Origin of the sequence: Campylobacter sp. CNRCH_2015_0814, from assembly GCF_025772765.1 — a bacterium.
In the GTDB taxonomy this organism is placed as follows: domain Bacteria; phylum Campylobacterota; class Campylobacteria; order Campylobacterales; family Campylobacteraceae; genus Campylobacter_D.
This window is the reverse complement of sequence record NZ_JAKMSR010000006.1, coordinates 62,329-81,425: the sequence shown is the minus strand read 5'-3', so window position 1 is coordinate 81,425 and position 19,097 is coordinate 62,329. Positions and strand designations below refer to the sequence as shown.

Annotated in this window: 22 protein-coding genes and 1 tRNA gene; 2 read left to right on the top strand and 21 right to left on the bottom strand. The window is 30.0% G+C overall.

The genetic code is table 11. The annotated features are described in order from the left end of the window. Window positions 1–30 precede the first annotated feature (30 nt). From L8X24_RS04640 to L8X24_RS04540, 21 genes are all read right to left on the bottom strand, one after another. Window positions 31–675 (bottom strand): HAD family hydrolase, encoded by a 645-nt coding sequence (locus tag L8X24_RS04640; protein ID WP_263663817.1) that lies wholly within the window; start codon window positions 673–675, stop codon window positions 31–33. A 3-nt stretch (window positions 676–678) separates the two neighbouring features. Beyond that, window positions 679–1,665: an OmpA family protein gene (locus L8X24_RS04635; protein ID WP_263663816.1), complete on the bottom strand. Its 987-nt coding sequence runs from the start codon at window positions 1,663–1,665 to the stop codon at window positions 679–681. Window positions 1,666–1,916: 251 nt separating this feature from the next. Beyond that, window positions 1,917–2,306 carry a 30S ribosomal protein S9 gene (gene rpsI, locus L8X24_RS04630; protein WP_039617655.1) on the bottom strand — a complete coding sequence of 130 codons (390 nt, stop codon included), beginning with the start codon at window positions 2,304–2,306 and terminating at the stop codon, window positions 1,917–1,919. Between the two features lie 2 nt (window positions 2,307–2,308). Continuing rightward, window positions 2,309–2,734: a 50S ribosomal protein L13 gene (rplM, locus tag L8X24_RS04625; RefSeq protein WP_039617653.1), complete on the bottom strand. Its 426-nt coding sequence runs from the start codon at window positions 2,732–2,734 to the stop codon at window positions 2,309–2,311. A 175-nt stretch (window positions 2,735–2,909) separates the two neighbouring features. After that, a complete protein-coding gene (locus L8X24_RS04620; RefSeq protein ID WP_263663815.1) occupies window positions 2,910–5,657 on the bottom strand; it encodes a RecB-like helicase in 2,748 nt (915 codons plus the stop codon). After that, complete coding sequence (locus tag L8X24_RS04615) at window positions 5,654–8,044, bottom strand: PD-(D/E)XK nuclease family protein (RefSeq protein ID WP_263663814.1); 2,391 nt, start codon at window positions 8,042–8,044, stop codon at window positions 5,654–5,656. The genes L8X24_RS04620 and L8X24_RS04615 overlap by 4 nt, the downstream gene beginning before the upstream one ends. Continuing rightward, a complete protein-coding gene (locus tag L8X24_RS04610; RefSeq protein WP_263663813.1) occupies window positions 8,044–8,556 on the bottom strand; it encodes a FixH family protein in 513 nt (170 codons plus the stop codon). The genes L8X24_RS04615 and L8X24_RS04610 overlap by 1 nt, the downstream gene beginning before the upstream one ends. Continuing rightward, on the bottom strand, window positions 8,557–9,132 hold the full coding sequence (locus L8X24_RS04605; RefSeq protein WP_149062089.1) for a hypothetical protein: 576 nt from the start codon (window positions 9,130–9,132) through the stop codon (window positions 8,557–8,559). Continuing rightward, window positions 9,129–9,230: a hypothetical protein gene (locus L8X24_RS04600; protein ID WP_149062088.1), complete on the bottom strand. Its 102-nt coding sequence runs from the start codon at window positions 9,228–9,230 to the stop codon at window positions 9,129–9,131. Before L8X24_RS04600 ends, L8X24_RS04605 begins: the two co-directional genes overlap by 4 nt. Window positions 9,231–9,232: 2 nt before the next feature. Further along, a complete protein-coding gene (locus L8X24_RS04595; RefSeq protein ID WP_263663812.1) occupies window positions 9,233–9,445 on the bottom strand; it encodes a DUF4006 family protein in 213 nt (70 codons plus the stop codon). Beyond that, on the bottom strand, window positions 9,445–10,323 hold the full coding sequence (gene ccoP / locus L8X24_RS04590; RefSeq protein ID WP_263663811.1) for a cytochrome-c oxidase, cbb3-type subunit III: 879 nt from the start codon (window positions 10,321–10,323) through the stop codon (window positions 9,445–9,447). Before ccoP ends, L8X24_RS04595 begins: the two co-directional genes overlap by 1 nt. Then, window positions 10,323–10,526: a cytochrome c oxidase, cbb3-type, CcoQ subunit gene (locus L8X24_RS04585; protein WP_039617636.1), complete on the bottom strand. Its 204-nt coding sequence runs from the start codon at window positions 10,524–10,526 to the stop codon at window positions 10,323–10,325. Before L8X24_RS04585 ends, ccoP begins: the two co-directional genes overlap by 1 nt. Before the next feature lie 8 nt (window positions 10,527–10,534). Beyond that, window positions 10,535–11,200 carry a cytochrome-c oxidase, cbb3-type subunit II gene (gene ccoO / locus L8X24_RS04580; RefSeq protein WP_149062087.1) on the bottom strand — a complete coding sequence of 222 codons (666 nt, stop codon included), beginning with the start codon at window positions 11,198–11,200 and terminating at the stop codon, window positions 10,535–10,537. Between the two features lie 11 nt (window positions 11,201–11,211). Further along, window positions 11,212–12,678: a cytochrome-c oxidase, cbb3-type subunit I gene (gene ccoN, locus L8X24_RS04575; RefSeq protein WP_263663810.1), complete on the bottom strand. Its 1,467-nt coding sequence runs from the start codon at window positions 12,676–12,678 to the stop codon at window positions 11,212–11,214. A 123-nt stretch (window positions 12,679–12,801) separates the two neighbouring features. Further along, window positions 12,802–13,464 (bottom strand): sulfite exporter TauE/SafE family protein, encoded by a 663-nt coding sequence (locus tag L8X24_RS04570; protein WP_263663809.1) that lies wholly within the window; start codon window positions 13,462–13,464, stop codon window positions 12,802–12,804. Beyond that, window positions 13,461–14,579: a glutamine-hydrolyzing carbamoyl-phosphate synthase small subunit gene (gene carA, locus L8X24_RS04565; protein WP_263663808.1), complete on the bottom strand. Its 1,119-nt coding sequence runs from the start codon at window positions 14,577–14,579 to the stop codon at window positions 13,461–13,463. Before carA ends, L8X24_RS04570 begins: the two co-directional genes overlap by 4 nt. Next, complete coding sequence (locus L8X24_RS04560) at window positions 14,576–15,127, bottom strand: DUF507 family protein (RefSeq protein ID WP_039617626.1); 552 nt, start codon at window positions 15,125–15,127, stop codon at window positions 14,576–14,578. Before L8X24_RS04560 ends, carA begins: the two co-directional genes overlap by 4 nt. A 61-nt stretch (window positions 15,128–15,188) precedes the next feature. Further along, a complete protein-coding gene (locus L8X24_RS04555; RefSeq protein ID WP_412174992.1) occupies window positions 15,189–15,704 on the bottom strand; it encodes a MotE family protein in 516 nt (171 codons plus the stop codon). After that, window positions 15,704–16,123, bottom strand: a complete 420-nt coding sequence (locus tag L8X24_RS04550) for a flagellar FliJ family protein (RefSeq protein WP_263663807.1) — start codon at window positions 16,121–16,123, stop codon at window positions 15,704–15,706. Before L8X24_RS04550 ends, L8X24_RS04555 begins: the two co-directional genes overlap by 1 nt. Beyond that, the gene (locus L8X24_RS04545) at window positions 16,120–17,370 is read right to left on the bottom strand and encodes an adenylosuccinate synthase (protein WP_012661109.1); all 1,251 of its coding nucleotides are present in this window, start codon (window positions 17,368–17,370) and stop codon (window positions 16,120–16,122) included. The genes L8X24_RS04550 and L8X24_RS04545 overlap by 4 nt, the downstream gene beginning before the upstream one ends. A gap of 24 nt (window positions 17,371–17,394) precedes the next feature. Continuing rightward, a tRNA-Sec gene (locus L8X24_RS04540) sits at window positions 17,395–17,492 on the bottom strand. A gap of 159 nt (window positions 17,493–17,651) precedes the next feature. Here L8X24_RS04540 and yedE point away from each other — a divergent pair. Both yedE and yedF read left to right on the top strand, forming a co-directional pair. Then, on the top strand, window positions 17,652–18,866 hold the full coding sequence (gene yedE / locus L8X24_RS04535; protein ID WP_263663806.1) for a selenium metabolism membrane protein YedE/FdhT: 1,215 nt from the start codon (window positions 17,652–17,654) through the stop codon (window positions 18,864–18,866). Continuing rightward, a complete protein-coding gene (gene yedF, locus L8X24_RS04530) occupies window positions 18,863–19,090 on the top strand; it encodes a sulfurtransferase-like selenium metabolism protein YedF (RefSeq protein ID WP_012661107.1) in 228 nt (75 codons plus the stop codon). The genes yedE and yedF overlap by 4 nt, the downstream gene beginning before the upstream one ends. Window positions 19,091–19,097: the final 7 nt, after the last annotated feature.

The following is a 19,097-nucleotide window of genomic DNA, read 5'->3' as shown; positions in this document are numbered from 1 at the left end:
TATTTATAAGTATGGAGTTTGAGTGTGAAATTATCGGATATTTTTTATATACTCTATTGCCTCATAAGTATTTTTAAAAAGTGGAATTTTAAATTTAGCTAAACTTTCCTTGCTTTCATAACCACTACTTACTGCTATGGGTTTAACGCCAGCATTACAAGCTGCTTGGATATCTAAATGAGTATCTCCAATCATAAATGCATTTTCTTTACCTTTAGATAATTTTTCTAAAGCTAATAAAATAGGCTCAGCATTTGGTTTTGGGTGAGTTACATCATCTCTACCTATAATAACTTTAAAGTATTTTCCTATCCCTAAATGATCTAGCAAAGGTTTGGAAAATTTAGAACTTTTAGTCGTTACAACAGCTAAATCAGCAAACAAACTAGCCTCATATACACTTTCTTTTGCCAAAGAGAGCAAAGAAGTTTGCTCTATATAGATTTTTTGATATACGCTTCTATAAGCATTAATATACTCACTTGTTTTTTCCTTTGGCACTCCAAGTTTTTCAAAAGCCACATCTAAAGGAAAGCCTATTAAAGCTTTAATGGCTTCATGATCTCTCAAAGGCTCGCCAAAAGCTTTAAAAGCAGCATCAAATCCATCTAAAATGGCACTTGTAGAGTCTATCAAAGTGCCATCTAAGTCAAACAAAATTGTCTTTTTTAACAAAGCTTATTCTTTAATGAAAAATTTTGCTTCCACGCGTCTATTTTGCGCGCGACCTTCTTTAGTATCATTGCTTACTTTTGGCTTATCAAAACCATAGCCTTTAGTTGCAATTTTTTCTTTAGCTACGCCTGATTTTTCAAGTTCTTTCGCAACTGCCTTTGCACGCTCTAATGATAATTTTTGATTATAAGCTTTAGTTCCTGTACTATCTGTGTGACCCTCTAAAATAGTATAATATTGTGGGTTTTCTTCTAAAACCTTACCTACTTCTTGGATTTTTTGTGCAAATTCAGGGTTTATAGTGATTTGATCAAAACCAAAATGTCCTTCAAGCGCTATTGTTTTTTCACAACCTATATGATCAAGTAAAGCACCTTTTCTTGGTTCTGGACATGATTTATCAATTTGTTTTGATTGCGGTTTTTCTTCGATTTGTTTAGTTGCAGTTTGAGGAGTTTTTGGAGTTTTATTACCAAAATAAAAACTCAAGCCAACACTAGAAATCAAATTATGTTCACCATTATTGAATTTAATTTGATCTCTTGCTTCAAGTCTTAAAGCCAAATCTTCTCCAAGTGCAAATTTAAAACCTGCACCATATTGAGCAAACATACCACTTTTATTTTCATAAGCTCCATGACTCAAATACTCATAACCTGTTCCCAACAAACCATATAAATATACATGATTAGCCAGATCAATTCCTTTAATAGCATTTACATAAAATCTTGAAACACTAGTATCTGTATGTGTATTATCGTTTGGATTATTATATTTTGCATTGTCATAATACTCTAAGCCAAGTTCAGCCTGATCTAGCCATAAACCATCATAATGATAACCAAATCTCAATCCCACTCCACCATAATTTTTAAGATCTAAATTTCCTTCTGGAGTTGTGTAGTTAAAGGTTGGAGTGATTTCTATTTTGCTAGCATCAAAAGCAAACAAAGCACTAACTAAACTAACCAATCCTATGATTTTTTTCATCGTCTATCCTTAAAAATGAAAATAAATGGGGTATTATATAAAATGAATATTAAAATAAAATAAGCCCCTTTTGGGTAAGGGGCTTAAATTTACTACAAAAAGGAGGTTTCCCTGATCGGACTTTGAAATTATAAAAGTTTATTATAAATAAAAAATCCTATAATTTTAAACAAAACTAAAATATATGAAAAAATATGATTTTTTTAAAAAATGAAAGAAAAAATGGATCCAAAAATGGATCCAAAAAAAGATTAACGTTTAGAGAATTGTGGGCTTCTTCTTGCTTTTCTGCGACCGTATTTTTTACGCTCAACAGTTCTACTATCTCTAGTAAGAAGTCCTTTTGGTTTTAATAATGCTCTAAAATCTGCATCCATAGCAGCTAAAGCTCTTGAAATACCATGTCTTAAAGCTTCAGCTTGAGCGCTGTATCCACCGCCTAAAGTTGTTGCTTTAATATCCATAGAAGTTTCTTGCTTAGTTACTAATAAAGGCTGAACTACTTTTAATTTTATAGCTTCATGTCCGCCAAGCCAAGTGTTTAAATCCATACCATTAACGATGATTTTACCACTACCAGCTTTTACCCAAACTTTAGCTACAGCGGTTTTTCTTTTACCTGTTGCGTATGTTGTTGCCATGATTATTTTCCTTTATTAGCAATTTGAGCAGTATGAGGATGTTCGCTACCTGCATAAATTTTTAATTTTTTTAGCATAGCTCTACCTAGGTTTGTTTTAGGTAGCATACCACGAACTGCTAATTTATATAATTTAACTGGATTTTTTTCTAATAAATCACCAAATTTTTCACTTTTTACACTTCCAAAATACCCTGAATGTCTGTGGTATAGTTTATCTTCTGCTTTATTTGCACCTGTGAAAACTGCTTTAGAAGCATTGATAATGATTACATAATCTCCACAATCAACATTTGGAGTATAGCAAGGTTTATTTTTACCTCTTAAAATAGTCGCTACTTCTGTTAAAAGACGACCAAAACGCTTTCCTTCAGCGTCTAAAACGATCCATTCGCGTTTTACTTCGTTTGGCTTTGTTATCTTTGTCATCATCTTACCTTTGCCAAAAATTTTTTTAAAAATGAGATTATAATTATTTTAGCTTAATTAATACTTAATTTAAGAATATTTAAAGCTTAAATATTCTTACCACTATATGAAAAATATTGAGTATGAAAAAATACACAACTTAAAAAATAAAACGATATAGATATCTTATATAATGTTAAACCTCTATTACATCCACTTTATCTTTTAGAATATACACCAAAAAAGCCTTAGTGGAAGTCTTGGTTAAGATTTTTTCTATGGCTTCTTTGTAAAGTAAAACTTGCTTTTTATGCTCGTTTAAATTTAAACCTGTTTTATAATCTATAATGATAGCTTCATTATCATCAAATGTAAGCATATCAAGCTGTTTTTGCTCGCCTTTATAAGTGATGATTTGCTCTTTAAGTAACTTTTTACCCACTAAAAGTGCGTTAAAACTCTCATCTTTTAAAAGCATAGTAAGTCTTTTAAAAAGCTCATTAAAAGCTTCATCATCTAAGTAAAAACGATATTTTTTATACACCATTTGCTTACAAAATTCAAAATTATTTTTAGTGTTAAAATCAAAATATTGTAAAAATTCATGCAAAGCCAAGCCAAAATGTATTTGCTCACTTGTAAAATAGTTTTTAACTTTAACTTCTTGTAAATTTACCTTTTGAAATTCTTCAAAGCTTTCTATTTGCTCTAATTTTTCCAAAGGCTCATTTGTTTTGACAAGTTGTTCTTCTAAAATGCCTATTTGCTTTTCTTCATAATCTTTAAAATATCCTTTAAAACCCTTATAATTTTCATCATTTTTTATAACAAAAAGAGAATTTTTAGCTCTAGTAAGTGCTACATATAAACAATTTATCTCATCTTCTGTTTGGAGTTTTTTTCTTTTGTCTAAAAAGGCATTATAGCTATCATCTTCAAGGTATTCTCTAGCACTATGTCTGTATTTTATTTCCCAGCCCTGCTCTAAATCATACTCAAACATTAAAGTATCAGTGTCTGGAGCTTTTTTACTAAGTCTATCAAGCACGATTAAATTTTCAAATTCAAGCCCCTTAGACTTATGCACGGTCATAATGCTAACTCCATCATTTTGCGCTTGTAAAGAACTTAATTTACAAGGACTAAATAAAAAATCAAAAAAATTATCAAAAGTACTTGCATGCTCTAAATAGGCGATGAGATTAACATCACTTAGATCAAGCTTTAAATAATCAATCAAGTATTTTAAAATTTCACCTACACTGCGGTTTAGATCAAGCTCAAGATAGCTAAGTTCTTTTTTTAAAATATCATTTACAAAATACAAACTAAACTCATCTTTAAGCACACAAGCCTTTGCATACTCAAAAAGCACTCTTACGCTAATACAATCTAACAAAGCTACATTACTTTGCGTATAAGCTTTAACGCCATTTTCTTCAAGAAATTCTTGAATCAAAGTGGCATCTTTATTGACCCATACTAAAATGCAAATATCATCAAGCTTAATGCCTTTTTCTAAAAGTCTATGGATGATTTTTAAAGCTTCTTTAGCACTTGCCTCATAAACAGAACTATCTTTACTAGGGATGTGATTTTGCAAAATTTCTACATACCCGCCTTCTTTAACGCTTTTTTGCAAAGTAAAGCTAGAATTTAAAAAGCTATCAAAAAATTTATCCTTAAAGGTGTCATTGACATAATCAACAATGATCTTTTTACTACGATAATTAGTATCCAAATGCTCTAGCTTAATTTGTGGAAAGTCTTTTAAAAGCTTATCAAAAAGTTCTTTTTTACCCCCTCTAAAACCATATATACTCTGCTTTTTATCGCCTACATAAAAAAAACTTCTGTTTTTTTTCACACCCTCACCTGAAACAAGCTCAGCGATAATAGGCTTTAAAATTTGATACTGCAAGACATTAGTATCTTGAAATTCATCGATTAATAAATGAGAAATATAACCATCAAGTCTAAAATAAATCAAATCTTTATTAGCCTCATCACTAATTAATTCATAAGTTTTTAAGGCTATATCTGAAAAAGTTAATGCATTTTGCTTGGTATTATTTTCATTTCTTGCTTCTTTAAAATGCGCCAAAAGCTTTGCAAGCATACTTATGCGGTAATTTTCCATTTGATTAAAATATTCTTTTGCATTTTGTATAAGTTCTGCTCTTTTTTGTAAAAATTCATTATCAATGACTTTGGTAAAATAATCTTTTTTTAAATTACTAATAATAGGCTTAGCGAAAAAATCTTCCATTCTTTCAAAATTAAAATTTGAAAGATAATTTTTATTTGCGCTTAAATTTTTTGCATAAGCTATAAACTCATCAATATTTTTTTCTAAAGCAGCCTTGCTTGGAAAGTAAGCTTTTGGATTTGGCTTAACATCACAATGTTTGGTATATAAATTTTCAAGGTTTTTTAAAAAATCACTTTTGCTTTTTGTTTGGATAATGTAATACGCTAGACTTTTTAGCTCTTCTTCGTTTAATTTAGCAATGAAATTTTTATAACTATCTTGACTTTCTATGATCTCAAAATCACTCATAAAACCTAAATTTAAAGCAAAAGAACGAATGATTTGCGAAAAAAAACTATCAAAGGTATAGATATTGAGTTTAGATCTTAAAAATTCGTTTTTACGCTTTTGTCTTAAATCTACAAGCTCTTCTTTGCTTTTGCCTAGCATTCTCATAAGCTCATTGCATTCTGCTTTATTTTCTCCATTTTCAAGCACATCAAATTCTAAAAAGGTTTTAAAAATCCTTTCTTTCATCTCACTTGTGGTTTTATTGGTAAAAGTAAGAGCTAAAATTTCATTAATCTTAGCTCCCATTAACACCAAGGCTACAAAACGCACGCTTAATGCAAAGGTTTTTCCACTTCCTGCACTAGCTTCTAAGGCCAAAAAAGGCTCAAAATTACAACTCAAAGCTTAAACTCCTTTTTATAAAGCATGGTATAAGGACTATAGGTATTATCATTTCTTTGATTAGTAAATTCTTTTTCTAAAGGATCTTTTGCAAGCTCATTAAGCATGTCTTTAAGCTCTTGCACCTTTTCACTTTCAGTATTTTCATAAACGATTTTCATATTTTTTAAATCATAAAAACAAGCATTTATATTTTCTAAAGGGTATACACCCTCTAATAAAAACTTATAAAAAGCAAGCTGGTAAGTTTTTTCATCTATTTTCCCAGTTTTATAATCTATAACTAATTTTTCATTTTCATTTTCATCTAATCTATCTAAACGACCAAAAATAGTAATTTTAACTCCATTTTGAGCGATAAAATCTTTTTTTTGTGAAAATTCACAATCTCTTACCATAAAACCTTGTTTAAAATGCTCATTTTCAAGCACTTGAAATTCTTTAAACATTGCTTGTATTAAAGCTAAATTTAAAGCATCGATTTTGTAATCTTTCAAATTTTTTACAATATCCATAAATTTTTCATAGTCAAAATATTTTGCTTTTTTGTTTTGTTTATAGTATTTTTCCAAAGCTTTATGAATAAAACTTCCTAGCTCATTCGCTCTAAGAGTATCTTCTAATTCTTTTGGTTCTTTTAGTCCTAAGACATATTTATAATAATAATCTAAGCCATAATTTATCAAAAGGTGAAATCTCGTAAAAGTAAGCTCTTTACTAAAATAATCATGCTTAGCCATTATATGTGCAATTGGCTCAAGGTTAAAATCACACTTGTGTGTTTGAAAGTATTTGATATAGGCATTGTCACTGTATCTTTTATCTTCTATGAGTGAAAAATCAAGCTCACTTAAAAATCTTGACTTGATTTTTTCTTCATTTTCTACATAAGAAATTCCTACTAATTTTGCCTTGGCTATTAAAGTGTAATAATAATGTCTTTGTAAATTTTCTCTTTGAGCATGAGTAATAAGTCCTGCTTTTTTTCGAATTTCATTATTTAAAAATAACTCACTTGAAACTCTTTTAGGGATAAACTCATCATTAAAATCAACTATAACCACCCCATCAAAGCTGAGCCCCCTACTTTCTAAAAGACCCATTACAGTAACTTCACCACCGCCAACACTACTTAGTTTTTTACTGTCAATTTGCATGAAAAATAACTCTAAAATTTGCTTAAAACTTAAAGTATGTGTTTTTATAAGTTCTTTGATAAAAGCAAGCTCTTGATAGATATAATCTTGCAATTCTTGATTGTTAATATCTTCTAGTAAATTATGGATGAAGTTTTCAAAAAAATCAAAAGAGATATCTTCATCAAAAAGCTTTCTAAACTCTATAAAATCAACACCAGAAGGATAAAAATGCAAATTACATAGGTGCTTGTTTAGCTTTTGCCTATCAAAAAAATCTTCACTAAGCTCATACTCAAACTCATCATCTTTAGCACTTTCATATAAAGTCTTTAATCTATGATAAAAAAGCGTATGTTTGATACTCTCCCCATTAGCATAGTTTAATACATTGTTTTTATCATAAAGTCTTAAAATATCTACAAAGTTCTCATCAGGGGTAATCACTACAATATCTTTTGCACTAATACCAGCTTTTAAAAAGCTGTTAATTTTTTCAAAAACAAAAGCAGCTTGCAAAGACCGTAAATTAAAACTTTTATAAGTGATTTTATTTTCTTGTACAAAAGGACACTCTTGTAATATTTGCGCTTGGTTTACATCATATAAATACGCATGATTTTCCTTAAGAGAAAGCCCTTGTAAAAAGCTAAGAGAACTTAAAAAATCTTTATTAAATTTAGTACAATTAAATTGCACTTTAAGAGGAAGTATTTCCTTAACTTTTAACAAAAGCTCTACTTCAAAAGCATTCAAAAAACCTTGAAAATCAAAAATAATCTCATCATAATTTTTTAAAAAATCATTATTAATTTCATAATCTAACGCTAAAGAAATATCATCATATAAATTTTGTTCATGTAATAGGGTAAGATAATTTTTAAAAAGCTCTTCTAAAATTTGTAAATGTTCATCATACTGAGCATAAGCGTCATAATTTTTTAAAGCACTAATATCCTTTTTCTCCAAGCTAAGTTCTTTAAAAAAACTAAATAAATAAGCATTGTTTTTTAAAAATGCAAAAAAATTACTCGGTATTTTCAAACTTTGTTCTAAATTTTTAGTTTGTTCACAAGCCTTTTTCATCAAAAGCAAACACTCATAATGAGTTGCTTGAAAATGTGGAGAAAAAACTAATTTTTGCATAAATTCAGCTATACTCATAGCCGGATCTACTAAAGTGTCTATTTGTAGTTTTTTCTCATAATATTTTCTTAAAGCTCTTAGTGAGCTAAAAACAAAAAGCTTCATTATTTAGTCTGTAAAAAGAATTTAAAAAATCCTACGCTATTTTCATCTTGAGTGATTTTTAAAAGTATTTGCCAAACACCTTTTTCTTTGATATTAAAATCAAACACCAAATCACTTCCTTCTAATCTTGCTTGTAAATTCTCATCATTTACATTTGTATGTGGACGCGAAAGCAAGGTTTGAATTTGAAGTTTATTTAAGTCATAATCTTTTAAATTTTCAATCGCAATCCTAAGTTCATTTTGCCCTTCATTAATATAATAAACTTGATTTTTCTTATGCATAAAGCTTTCTTTATCTTTAATGCTTAATTTAAAATTTTCATCAAAAGTCTTTTGTCTGTTTTGAATTTCATTATAATTTAACTCTACATTTTGATAAGAATCAAAATAAAAATTATCTTCATATACAGGTGCTTTGCTTGCAATAAAAATCGTTACAATACAAGCTATAACAATAAGCCCTAAAGAAATCAAAATACCATAAGGCCAAAATGTTTTCTGATTTTGCATTTATCTTCTCCTTTTGATTTTTCTTTGAACTAGCATCAAAATTGCGACACATAAAAAACCATAAATTAAAATTCTCATGATATTTAAAGTATCACGATTTGAATTTCCATAAAAAGGTTTTATATTAAAATGATTTGCCACTTGATCAGCAATATCTGCATAACCATTTAAAATAGCAGCATTATAAATGTCTTTTTGTTTAGGATTTGCAAGTATAGGCAAAATCGTTCCTTTTTCAGGGTAAGGACTCAAAACACCTTCTTTATCAAAAAAAGCTAAAGCATCATCACTTGCAAGTATATCCACCTTATGTGAAGCTTTAGAAAATACAAGTAAAATATATGGTTTACTTAAATTAGCTTCATAGCTCTTTAAACTTTCAAAATCTTTTTTATCACTTAATGCCAAAGCGATATTTACTCCAGTTAACTCACGAATTTGCTTAGAGCTTGAAGTAATATTTTGTTCTATTGCAGTATTTAAGATATTGTCATTTAATAGTATTTCAGCATGTAAGAAATTAGCAAAGCAAATAAAAACGGCGGTTAAAAAACCGCCTTTAAATATATTTTTCATCCTATAAAAAGGTGATTTACAGTTAAAACTGACCAAGCAGTAACTCCTGCTGCTACAACTAAGCCAGCTATGATTAAGTATTCAAGAACTTTTGCCATAATCATTCCTTTATGATGATATGTTCTTCTCTTTTAGAGTCAAACATTTTAATTTGCTCTGCATTTTCTATTTTATAAGGTTTTTGCATAACATCTTGCTGTGTTTTAAGACCCAAAACAGTAAGTCCAGCTAGAATCGATAGCAATAAAACAGTTGCTATTAACATTCCACTAACACCCGAAAGTGAAAATACACATCTATTTGAATTTTCCATTATTCACCCCTTGAAAGAGAAATTGCATATTCGCTAACTGCTTCTTTTTGAAGCTCATTTAATAAACCATTATTAAAATGAGGCATTATACCTATACTACCTGCTTTACCACGATTTAAAACATCTACTACAAACTCAGCACTGCCATATTTTGTCAAATCCGGAGCAACCAATTGCCCATCAATAGTTCCTTTTCCATCTTCACCATGACACACCGTACAAGTTGCAAAAAGCTCTTTTCCTTTTGCGACAAGTTGAGGATTTTCAGTTTTTTTAATTGCTGAAATTTCAGAAGCAACATAGGCAGCAATTGCAGGGATATCAGCCTCATCTATGCCATTATCAGCTGCACTTAACATTTCACCCATAGGATAATTCATACCCTTAGAACCTTTAGTAATTACCTCTATAAGCCCTTCTTCTGAACCCCAAATGTTTAGATTTTGTGCTTTTCCATTAATACCATCACCTGTAATACCATGACAAGAAGAACATTGAACCAAGAAAATATTCTTACCCATTTCTTGTTTATCTTGTGCACTTAAATTTGCAAATTTTTGTGCAAATTTTTCATTATGTGCTTGTACTTCTTTATTATACTCACCAATTTGAGAATAACTATTTAAAGGATATCCCCAAAGAAAATACCATATACACCATACTATAGCTAAGAAAAACACTACAGCCCAACCAAGTGGTATAGGATTTTTAAACTCACCTATACCATCCCAACTATGCTCGCTTAGTTCACCTTGGCTCTTTTCTTCTTTCATACTTTTAAACAATTTTCCTACCACAACAAGCGTAATTAGTATGATAAGAATTGCTCCGATAAAAGATAATAAATTAACATTATCTTGTAAATTCAACCATTGCATTAAGCACTCCTTTTATTTTGCTCTAAAACACGATCGCTGATTTCATCATGCAATGCCAAATCAGCGTATTTTTCATAGTTTCTTCTACCTGTTTTTTCAGATCTATACAAATGAAACCAATAAGAATACAAAACTACCACTAAAAATACTACAAGAGCAAAAAAACCATAAGCTTGTAGCTCTCTTATTAGTTCTAAATCCATAGTTTTTCCTATTTTAAGCTGTTAAGATACGCAATCAAAGCTACAATCTCTCTAATTTCACCTCTAGCAAACGCATCTTTAACATCTTGATTTTTCATTTGATCTACTATAGCTTGAGCTTCTGCTTTAACTTCTGCTTGAGCCTCTTCCCAAGTACCTAGTTTTGTACCATTTTCAGTATCATAAGGCACATTGAAAACTTTTTTTACAGTTAATGCTTCTGCATAAGCTGTTTCTATATTTGCATTATTGCTAAACATATGTTTATAAGCTGGCATAATAGAACCAGGAACAACTGAAACTGGATCCCACATGTGATTTTCATGCCAATCTGTTGTTCTAAAATTACCTATACGCAATAAATCAGGCCCTGTTCTTTTTGAACCCCATAAAAATGGTCTATCATAAGCATATTCGCCACTAACTGAGTACATACCATAACGATCTGTTTCTGATTTAAAAGGACGAATAAGTTGTGAATGACATGCATTACAACTTTCTTTAATATAAGCATGACGTCCTGCAAGTTGTAAAACTGTATAAGGCTTTTTACCTTCAATTGGCCTTGCATTCTGAGCAAAATCAGGTAAAACTTCTACAATACCTGCATATGCAATCACTATAAATACTGCCACAGCAAAAAAGAATGGATTTTTTTCTAACCAACTAAACATATTTTTCCTCCTTATGCTGCCATAGGTGAAGCACTTTTTGGCTCTTTATCAAGCACTCTACCCACTGAAATTGATTTATAAATATTATAAACAAACATGAAAAATCCTACTAAGTATAACAAGCCACCCACAGCTCTAATCCAATAATAAGGAACAATAGCTTCAACAGTATCAATGAAAGTATAAAGTAAGTTACCATACTCATCAGTAGCTCTCCACATCATACCTTGAGTAATACCTGCTATCCACATAGAACTAAAGTACAATACTATACCTGTAGTTTGAATCCAAAATTGAGCTTCCATTAATGATTTGCTATATAGTTCTCTTTTAAACATTCTAGGCACCATGTGATAAAGTGCAGCCATAGTCATAAAGCCAACCCAACCTAAAGTACCATCATGAACATGTCCTGGAATCCAATCTGTAAAGTGTGCTAATGCATTAACTGATTTAATAGAAAGAATAGGACCTTCTAAAGTTGAGAACATATAGAAAGTTGAAGCTAAAATCATAAATTTAATCAACGGACTTTCTCTTAATTGACTCCACTCACCTTTCATAGTAAGTAAGATATTAATTGCTGAACCCCAAGAAGGTAAAATAAGTACAATTGAAAAAACTGAACCCATAGTTTGCATCCAATCAGGCACAGTAGAATAAATCAAGTGGTGTCCACCTGCCCATAGATAAACAAACATTAAGCCCCAAAACGCAAATAAAGATAACTTATATGAGAAAATTGGCTGACCACTTTCTTTTGGTAAGAAATAATAAATTTGAGCAATAATACCAACAGTAAATACAAATGCAACAGCATTGTGTCCATACCACCATTGGACTAACGCATCATTAGTTCCTGCATACATAGAAACACTATGCCACCAATCGCCCATTCCACTTACAAAGTATGTTGGTACAGCCATATTATTAAATAGATAAAGCATTGCTATACCTAGGAAAGTAGCTATATAATACCAAAGTGAAACATATAAAGTTTTTTCACGGCGAATTCCAATAAGTCCAAAAATACTTACACCCCATAAAACCCAAACTAAAACTACCAATATATCAAGTGGCCATTCAAGCTCTGCGTATTCTTTTGAAGTACTAATACCTGCAAACAAAGTAATAACAGCTATAATCATAGTGATCATATAAAGCCAAAAATGTAGTTTACCAACAAACATTAAAAAGCTTGATTCTGCCATACTAACTTTTAGTACACGCTGACCAATATAATACCAAGTAGCCCAAATTCCTGAGAGCATAAAACCAAAAATTACACCTGAAGTGTGCAATGGTCTAAGTCTTGAAAAAGTGCCATACTCACCAGCTAAATAGTTTAAATCCGGATAAGCCATTTGAAAGGCAATAAGCGTTCCAATAGCCATACCAATAACACCAAACAATAAGGTAGCAAACATAAAATATTTAGCAACCGTATAGTCATAGTTTAATGCATTTCCTGGGTGCATTTCCTCTCCTTAAGTTTTTTTCTGCAATATGCAATCGCTATATTATATGATAATTATCATCTTTTTTAGCTTAAAATCACAATGATTAATCATCTATTAAGAATTATAAGTAAATAATAAATTTTATCGAGTTAAAGAAAAACCTATATAAGAAAAATACAAGCCATAAAAAAATATTAAAATATAAGAAATCAAACTAGCTGTTTTTTGAAATTTTTCACTCAGTGTTTTAGAAAAATAAGCAAAAAATACCAAAGCAGGCAGTGTTGAAAGTCCAAAAACAAGCATAATTAACGCTGATAAGTATACATTTTGTACACTCATTCCAAAAGCTATATAAAAATATACCAAGCCACAAGGTACAAAACCATTTAAAAAGCCTAAAAAAATAGTACTTTTTAAAGACTTATTTTGAATTAATCTTGAAATGTTTTTTTTAATGACACAGTCAAAAATTAAAGAGCTTTCAAAAAAAGCTAACAATTTTCCTTTAAAAATTAAAGCAAAAGCTAAAACCACCATAAAAATCCCGATAGTAAAAAGCATTATACCTTTTGCAAATTCGCTAAAAGAAAATAAATTTCCAAAAAATCCAAAAAATACGCCCAAACAAACATAGGCAAAAATTCTAGATAAATGATAAGAGAAAATCAAAAGAGAAAAAGGGAGTTTGATCTGCTTTGAAAGCTGAGTATAAGCTAAAATAAAACCTCCGCACATTCCATAACAATGTCCAAAGCTAGAAAGAAAAGCTATACTCGCTAAAGCAATAAAATCTAAATTCACAAAAGCTCTAAAAATTCTTTAAAGATGTATTTGCTCTCATGTGGTCCTGAGGAGCTTTCTGGGTGATGTTGTACTGAAATGATAGGATAATTTTTGTATTTTACACCCTCTACATTATCACCAAATAAATTTCTATGAGTAATTGTTGCAACCTCTGCTATTTCTTCAGGAACATTATAGTTGTGATTTTGCGCTGTGATTTCTACTGTATTATTTGTAAGATTAATTACTGGATGATTTGCTCCATGTTGACCAAATTTCATCTTATAAGTTTCATAACCAAATGCATTACTTAAAAGCTGGTGCCCTAAACAAATACCTAGCATAGGAATTTTTGCTTCTGCTAATTTTTTAATCTCTGTAATTTCATCTTTTAAAATTTTTGGCTCACCTGGTCCATTGGATAAAAATACCCCATGAATTGCACCTTTTTGGTATAAATCAATCAAATCTTTTGCCTTGGTATTATAAGGAAAAACCTCTACTTCAAGTCCTACACTCACAAGTTCATTTAAAATATTTTCTTTTACACCATAATCAATCACAGCTACTTTTTTACCATTTGCTTTTACATTCTCATAAGTTTTGTTGCTATGATCCCAAGCACCTTTATTATGCTTATAAGAGCTTTTAGTGCTAACTTGTGCTACATAATTTACCTCATCGATTTTAGCACTAGAAAGAAGCATTTTCTTAAGCTCTTCTTTGTCTTTAACTTCAGTAGATATTACAGCTCTTAAATTTCCTTGATCTCTAATCATTTTAACCAAAAATCTAGTATCAATTTCGCAAAGTCCTATTTTGCCATGGTTTTTCAAATAAGCACTTAAAGAATCATTGGCTCTAAAATTAGAATAATCTTCATTTAATTCTCTTATGATCATACCACTAGCAAAAACTTCTTTACTTTCATTATCTTCATCATTAACGCCAACTATACCAATTTCTGGCATTGAAAAAACCACAAATTGACCCGCATATGAAGGATCAGAAATAATCTCTTGATAGCCCGTTAAAGAAGTATTAAAAACGAGCTCACCAAAAAAAGTTCCACTTTCTCCAAAAGCCTTTGCACTTAAAAAAACATCATTTTCTATATAAATATATGCTTTCATAAAAGTCCCTTTTTTCTAAGCTCTTCTTGGTAAAGCTTTTCAAACACCAATTCATATTCTTCAGAACCTGGGATAAGCTTTCTTTTATAATTTGAAATTTTTTCATAAACCAAATCTTCTAAATTTTCATACTCTTTTAAATAAGACATAATACTTGAGAAAATGAGATTTTTCACACGATTTTCTGATACATTATAATTTATCAAATCCTCTTCTACTAAATTTTCTAAAATTTTATGAGAAAGGTTATTGTATCTATCTTCACTATCAAGCATAAATTTAAACTCATTTGCTAATTTTTTCTTAATCATCCAAAACATACTTTTTCTATCTATTTGCATAAACTCGATTTCATCTTCCTGGCTTTCTAAAAGCTCTTTTGCTTTTTCATCAAGCTTACGCTCGTTTAAAACATCTATTTCTATAATCTCTTTTGCTATTTTTAAAAGTTTTTGACTATCATCTTTAATTTTAACAAAAGAAGAATGCATTAAATCAAGTATTATTTTATTTGCTATATAAGGTATGTGAGCTGGTTTGATACGCATTTATTCACCTTTTTATTTTTATTGAAATAATACTAAAAAAAAGGTAAAAACTGCTTAAAACTTACTGCGAACTTGCATTTTGATCTAAATTTTTTAAAAGTAATGTTAAATCTGAAGCTTTCTTAGGTTCCATTTTTGCCATAATGGATGAAATTTTTCTAGGATCAAGCGAAAGTAGAATTTTTGAAGCTTCATCAGGTTCCATTTCGCTTAATATACCTGCAACAGCCACATCTTTCATTTTTGCATAGATTTCTGTAATACGCCCCATAGTTTTATCATTAATCGCTTGGAGATTTTCTCTAGTTGCTTTCAATATACGTTCATTTTGTTCTTTTAAGCTTTTGATTTGTTCTAAACTTGCATTAATATCAGCTTCTTTTTGTACCAAAGCTTGCATTTTTTCTTTTTGCAAAGCTTCAAAAGATGCTCTATATGCTTCTAAACTTTGTCTTGCCTCATCATATTCTCTAATTTGTTCTTGCATTTGCTCTTTTCTTGCTTCAAAATATTGCTCACAATTTTGTTGCGCATTTACAAAATTTAAAAAAATTAATAAAAATATTATTTTTTTCATTATTTATCCTTATTAAAATGCCTTGTTATAGCAAGTTCATCTATAAATTTTTCTTCTTCTTTTTGTAAGGCTTTTTGAATCTTTTTTAATTCTTCATTTTCTAAAACTTTGATTTTTTCAAATTCCAAATGAGCTTTTTTATATAAATGCTGATGATGCGCTAATTCTTTTTTGGTTAAATCCAATTTTTGTTTAATTCTTTGCTTGCCTTCTCTTGCAATTTCTTGCAATTTTAAAGACGATCTTAACAAAGCTATCGAACCCTTATCGGCTAAAGTTAAACTTTCGCAAGTTTTTGAAGCTTCTTTAAGCTCTTCTTCACACTGCAAAAGCTTTTGTCTTGTTTTGGTTAAATTTGCTTCTGCTTTATCAAGCTGTTGTTTTCTAAGCTTAATCACAGAAGAATATTTGCTTTTCATAAAATGATAGTATCTTCTCTTTCAGGGCTTGTAGAAATATAACCTACTTTAACACCACTTAATTCTTCCAAACGCTTAATGTATTTTTTAGCATTTTCAGGTAATAAATCATAATCTCTAATCCCTGCAACTTTATCCCAACCTTCCATTACTTCATAAATAGGTTTAGCATTTTCTAAATCACAAGGTACATAGTCTATTTCTTGTCCCTTATATTCATAAGCTTTACAAATTTTAACACTTTCAAAACCATCTAACACATCAAGTTTCATCAATGATAAAGTATCTAAACCATTTAATCTTGCAGTATATCTTACCGCAACCGCATCAAACCAACCACATCTTCTTTTTCTACCTGTACTTACACCAATTTCTTTACCAATAAGTCCTATTTTTTCACCATCTTCACCTAAATCTTCACTTGGAAAAGCTCCATTTCCCACTCTTGTTGTATAAGCTTTTACTATACCTATAACTTTTCCAATTTCTTTTGGATTTAACCCCAAACCACTTAAAGCCCCAGCCGAAATAGTCGTTGAACTAGTTACATAAGGATAAGTTCCATGATCAATATCAAGCATTGACCCTTGTGCACCTTCTAATAATACTTTTTTATCCTCATCCAAAGCTTTCCAAAGCATTCTTGTGGTATCTGTAATATATGGCGCTAGCACTTCTTTAAAGCGTTTTAAATCTTTTAAAATTTCATCATAACTAGGCATTGCAATACCTAAAACATCAAAATAAGTTTTTTTAAGTTCAAAATCTTTCATTAAATTTTCACAAAGTTTTTCAGGCTCTAGCAATTCCCCTACTCTATGTCCATTACGACTTATTTTATCTTCATAGCTTGGCCCTATGCCTTTGCCTGTTGTTCCTATAGCTTTATCGCCTTTAAGTCTTTCTCTTGCTTGATCAATCAAAGCATGGTGATTTAAATTTAAATGAGCTCTATCACTTATAAATAATCTTCCTTCTAAATTTTCAAATTGAGCCATTTCGCTAATTAATACATCAGGATTAACTACAACTCCATTTCCTATAACATTAATACATTGCTTATTCAAAACACCTGATGGCATTAAATGTAAAGCGTATCTTATACCATCAACCCATATAGTGTGACCTGCATTATGTCCGCCTGCACTCCTGCAAACATAATCATAATTTTCACATAGTTTATCAACTATCTTACCTTTACCCTCATCACCCCATTGGATACCAACGACAATATCTGCTTTACTCATGAAAACTCCATTTTGACTTAAATTTGGCGAGAAGGTGAGAGAATCGAACTCCCCAAAAAGTAGTCAACTACCCTTTCATCTGATTTGAAGTCAGTGGCCATCACCAGATAAGCTAACCTTCCAAAAAAGATATTATATCTTAATATTTTTAATTAAAACAAAAACCAAATACGTAAAATTGAAACTATTTTTAATAATATTTTATTTTGTATAAATTTATTAGCTATAATGCTAACTTTATTAGTGTCAAGTTTTGACAATCACAATTTTTGGATACGATGATGCATTCTTTCAAACAATCTTTTTTTATAAATTTTTGGGATAATTCCAAAGGCATGATTATGCTTGGAATTTTAAGTGCTATTTATTTTGGAATTTTTGGTAGTGTTTGGGCAGTCACTGGCGAAATGACGCGCTGGGGCGGAGAGTTTTTAGAATTTTTTGGCATAAACTTAAGCTCTTATTCTTATTATCAAAAGCAAAATTTAAGTGGCAGTCCCTTAACAAGAATTGATGGTATTATGCTTATAGGTATGTTTATAGGGTGTTTAAGTGCTGCATTTTTAGCAAATAAATTCAAATGGCGCTTACCTGCTAGCAAAATTCGAATTTTTCAAGCTATTATAGGTGGAATTTTATCCGGTTTTGGTGCAAGACTTGCCTTTGGTTGCAATTTGGCAAATTTTTTTACAGGTTTACCTTATTTTTCTTTGCATACTTGGGTTTTTACCTTATTTATGATTTTAGGGATTTATTTAGCTGTTAAAGTTTGCAATCTAACACCTTTTAAACCAAAAGCTAAATTACAACGTGTATGCAAAGAAAACCAACCGTTAAAAACACAAAATAACACTGCAAAGATATATTTTTATATAGGACTTAGTGTATTTATAATTTTTATAACTTATGTTGTATTTATACTACAAAAGCAACCTTTAAATATTAAAAATAAAGAAAGTATTCTTCCTTTAGCGTTAATATTTGGCTTTGTTTTTGGTTTTATCATATCTAGAGCTCAGATTTGCTTTACTTCTTGCTTTAGAGATTTATTTTTATTTGGTAGGGATAATGCCATAAAGGGTGCTTTAATAGGTATGATTATAGCTTGTTTAATAGCTTTTGCTTTTATCTTACAAGGACACACTAACAAAATAATAGAAATATCACCAAATATTGCTTTAGGTGCTTTTTTATTTGGCTTTGGGATAGTTTTTGCCGGAGGATGCGAGTGTGGCTGGATGTATCGAGCTTGTGAAGGACAAAGTCATTTTATTATAGTAGGTATTGCAAATATTATTGGCACTATGATATTAGCTTTAAGTTACGATCATTTTCCAAATTTCTTAACAGATGGAGTAAAGATTCATCTTTTAAATGAATTTGGTTATTTTAATGGTTTAGTAATCAATTTAATTTTATTTACAATTTTATTTTTATTTATATTAAAGTTTAAAAAATCATTCTTTTTCAAACAAAATAAAAAAGGAAAAATATGATTATTCATTATAGTTTAAATTTAGAAGGTGAGGCTTGTCCATACCCTGCTATAGCTACTATTGATGCCTTAAAAGAACTAAAATCAGGTGAAGTTTTAGAAATTTTATGTGATTGCCCACAAAGCATTAATTCCATACCACAGGATGCTAAAAATCGTGGTTTTGAAATTCTAGAAATCAATCAAGATGGTCCAACGCTTAGATTTTTAATTCAAAAGCCTTAAAGGCTTT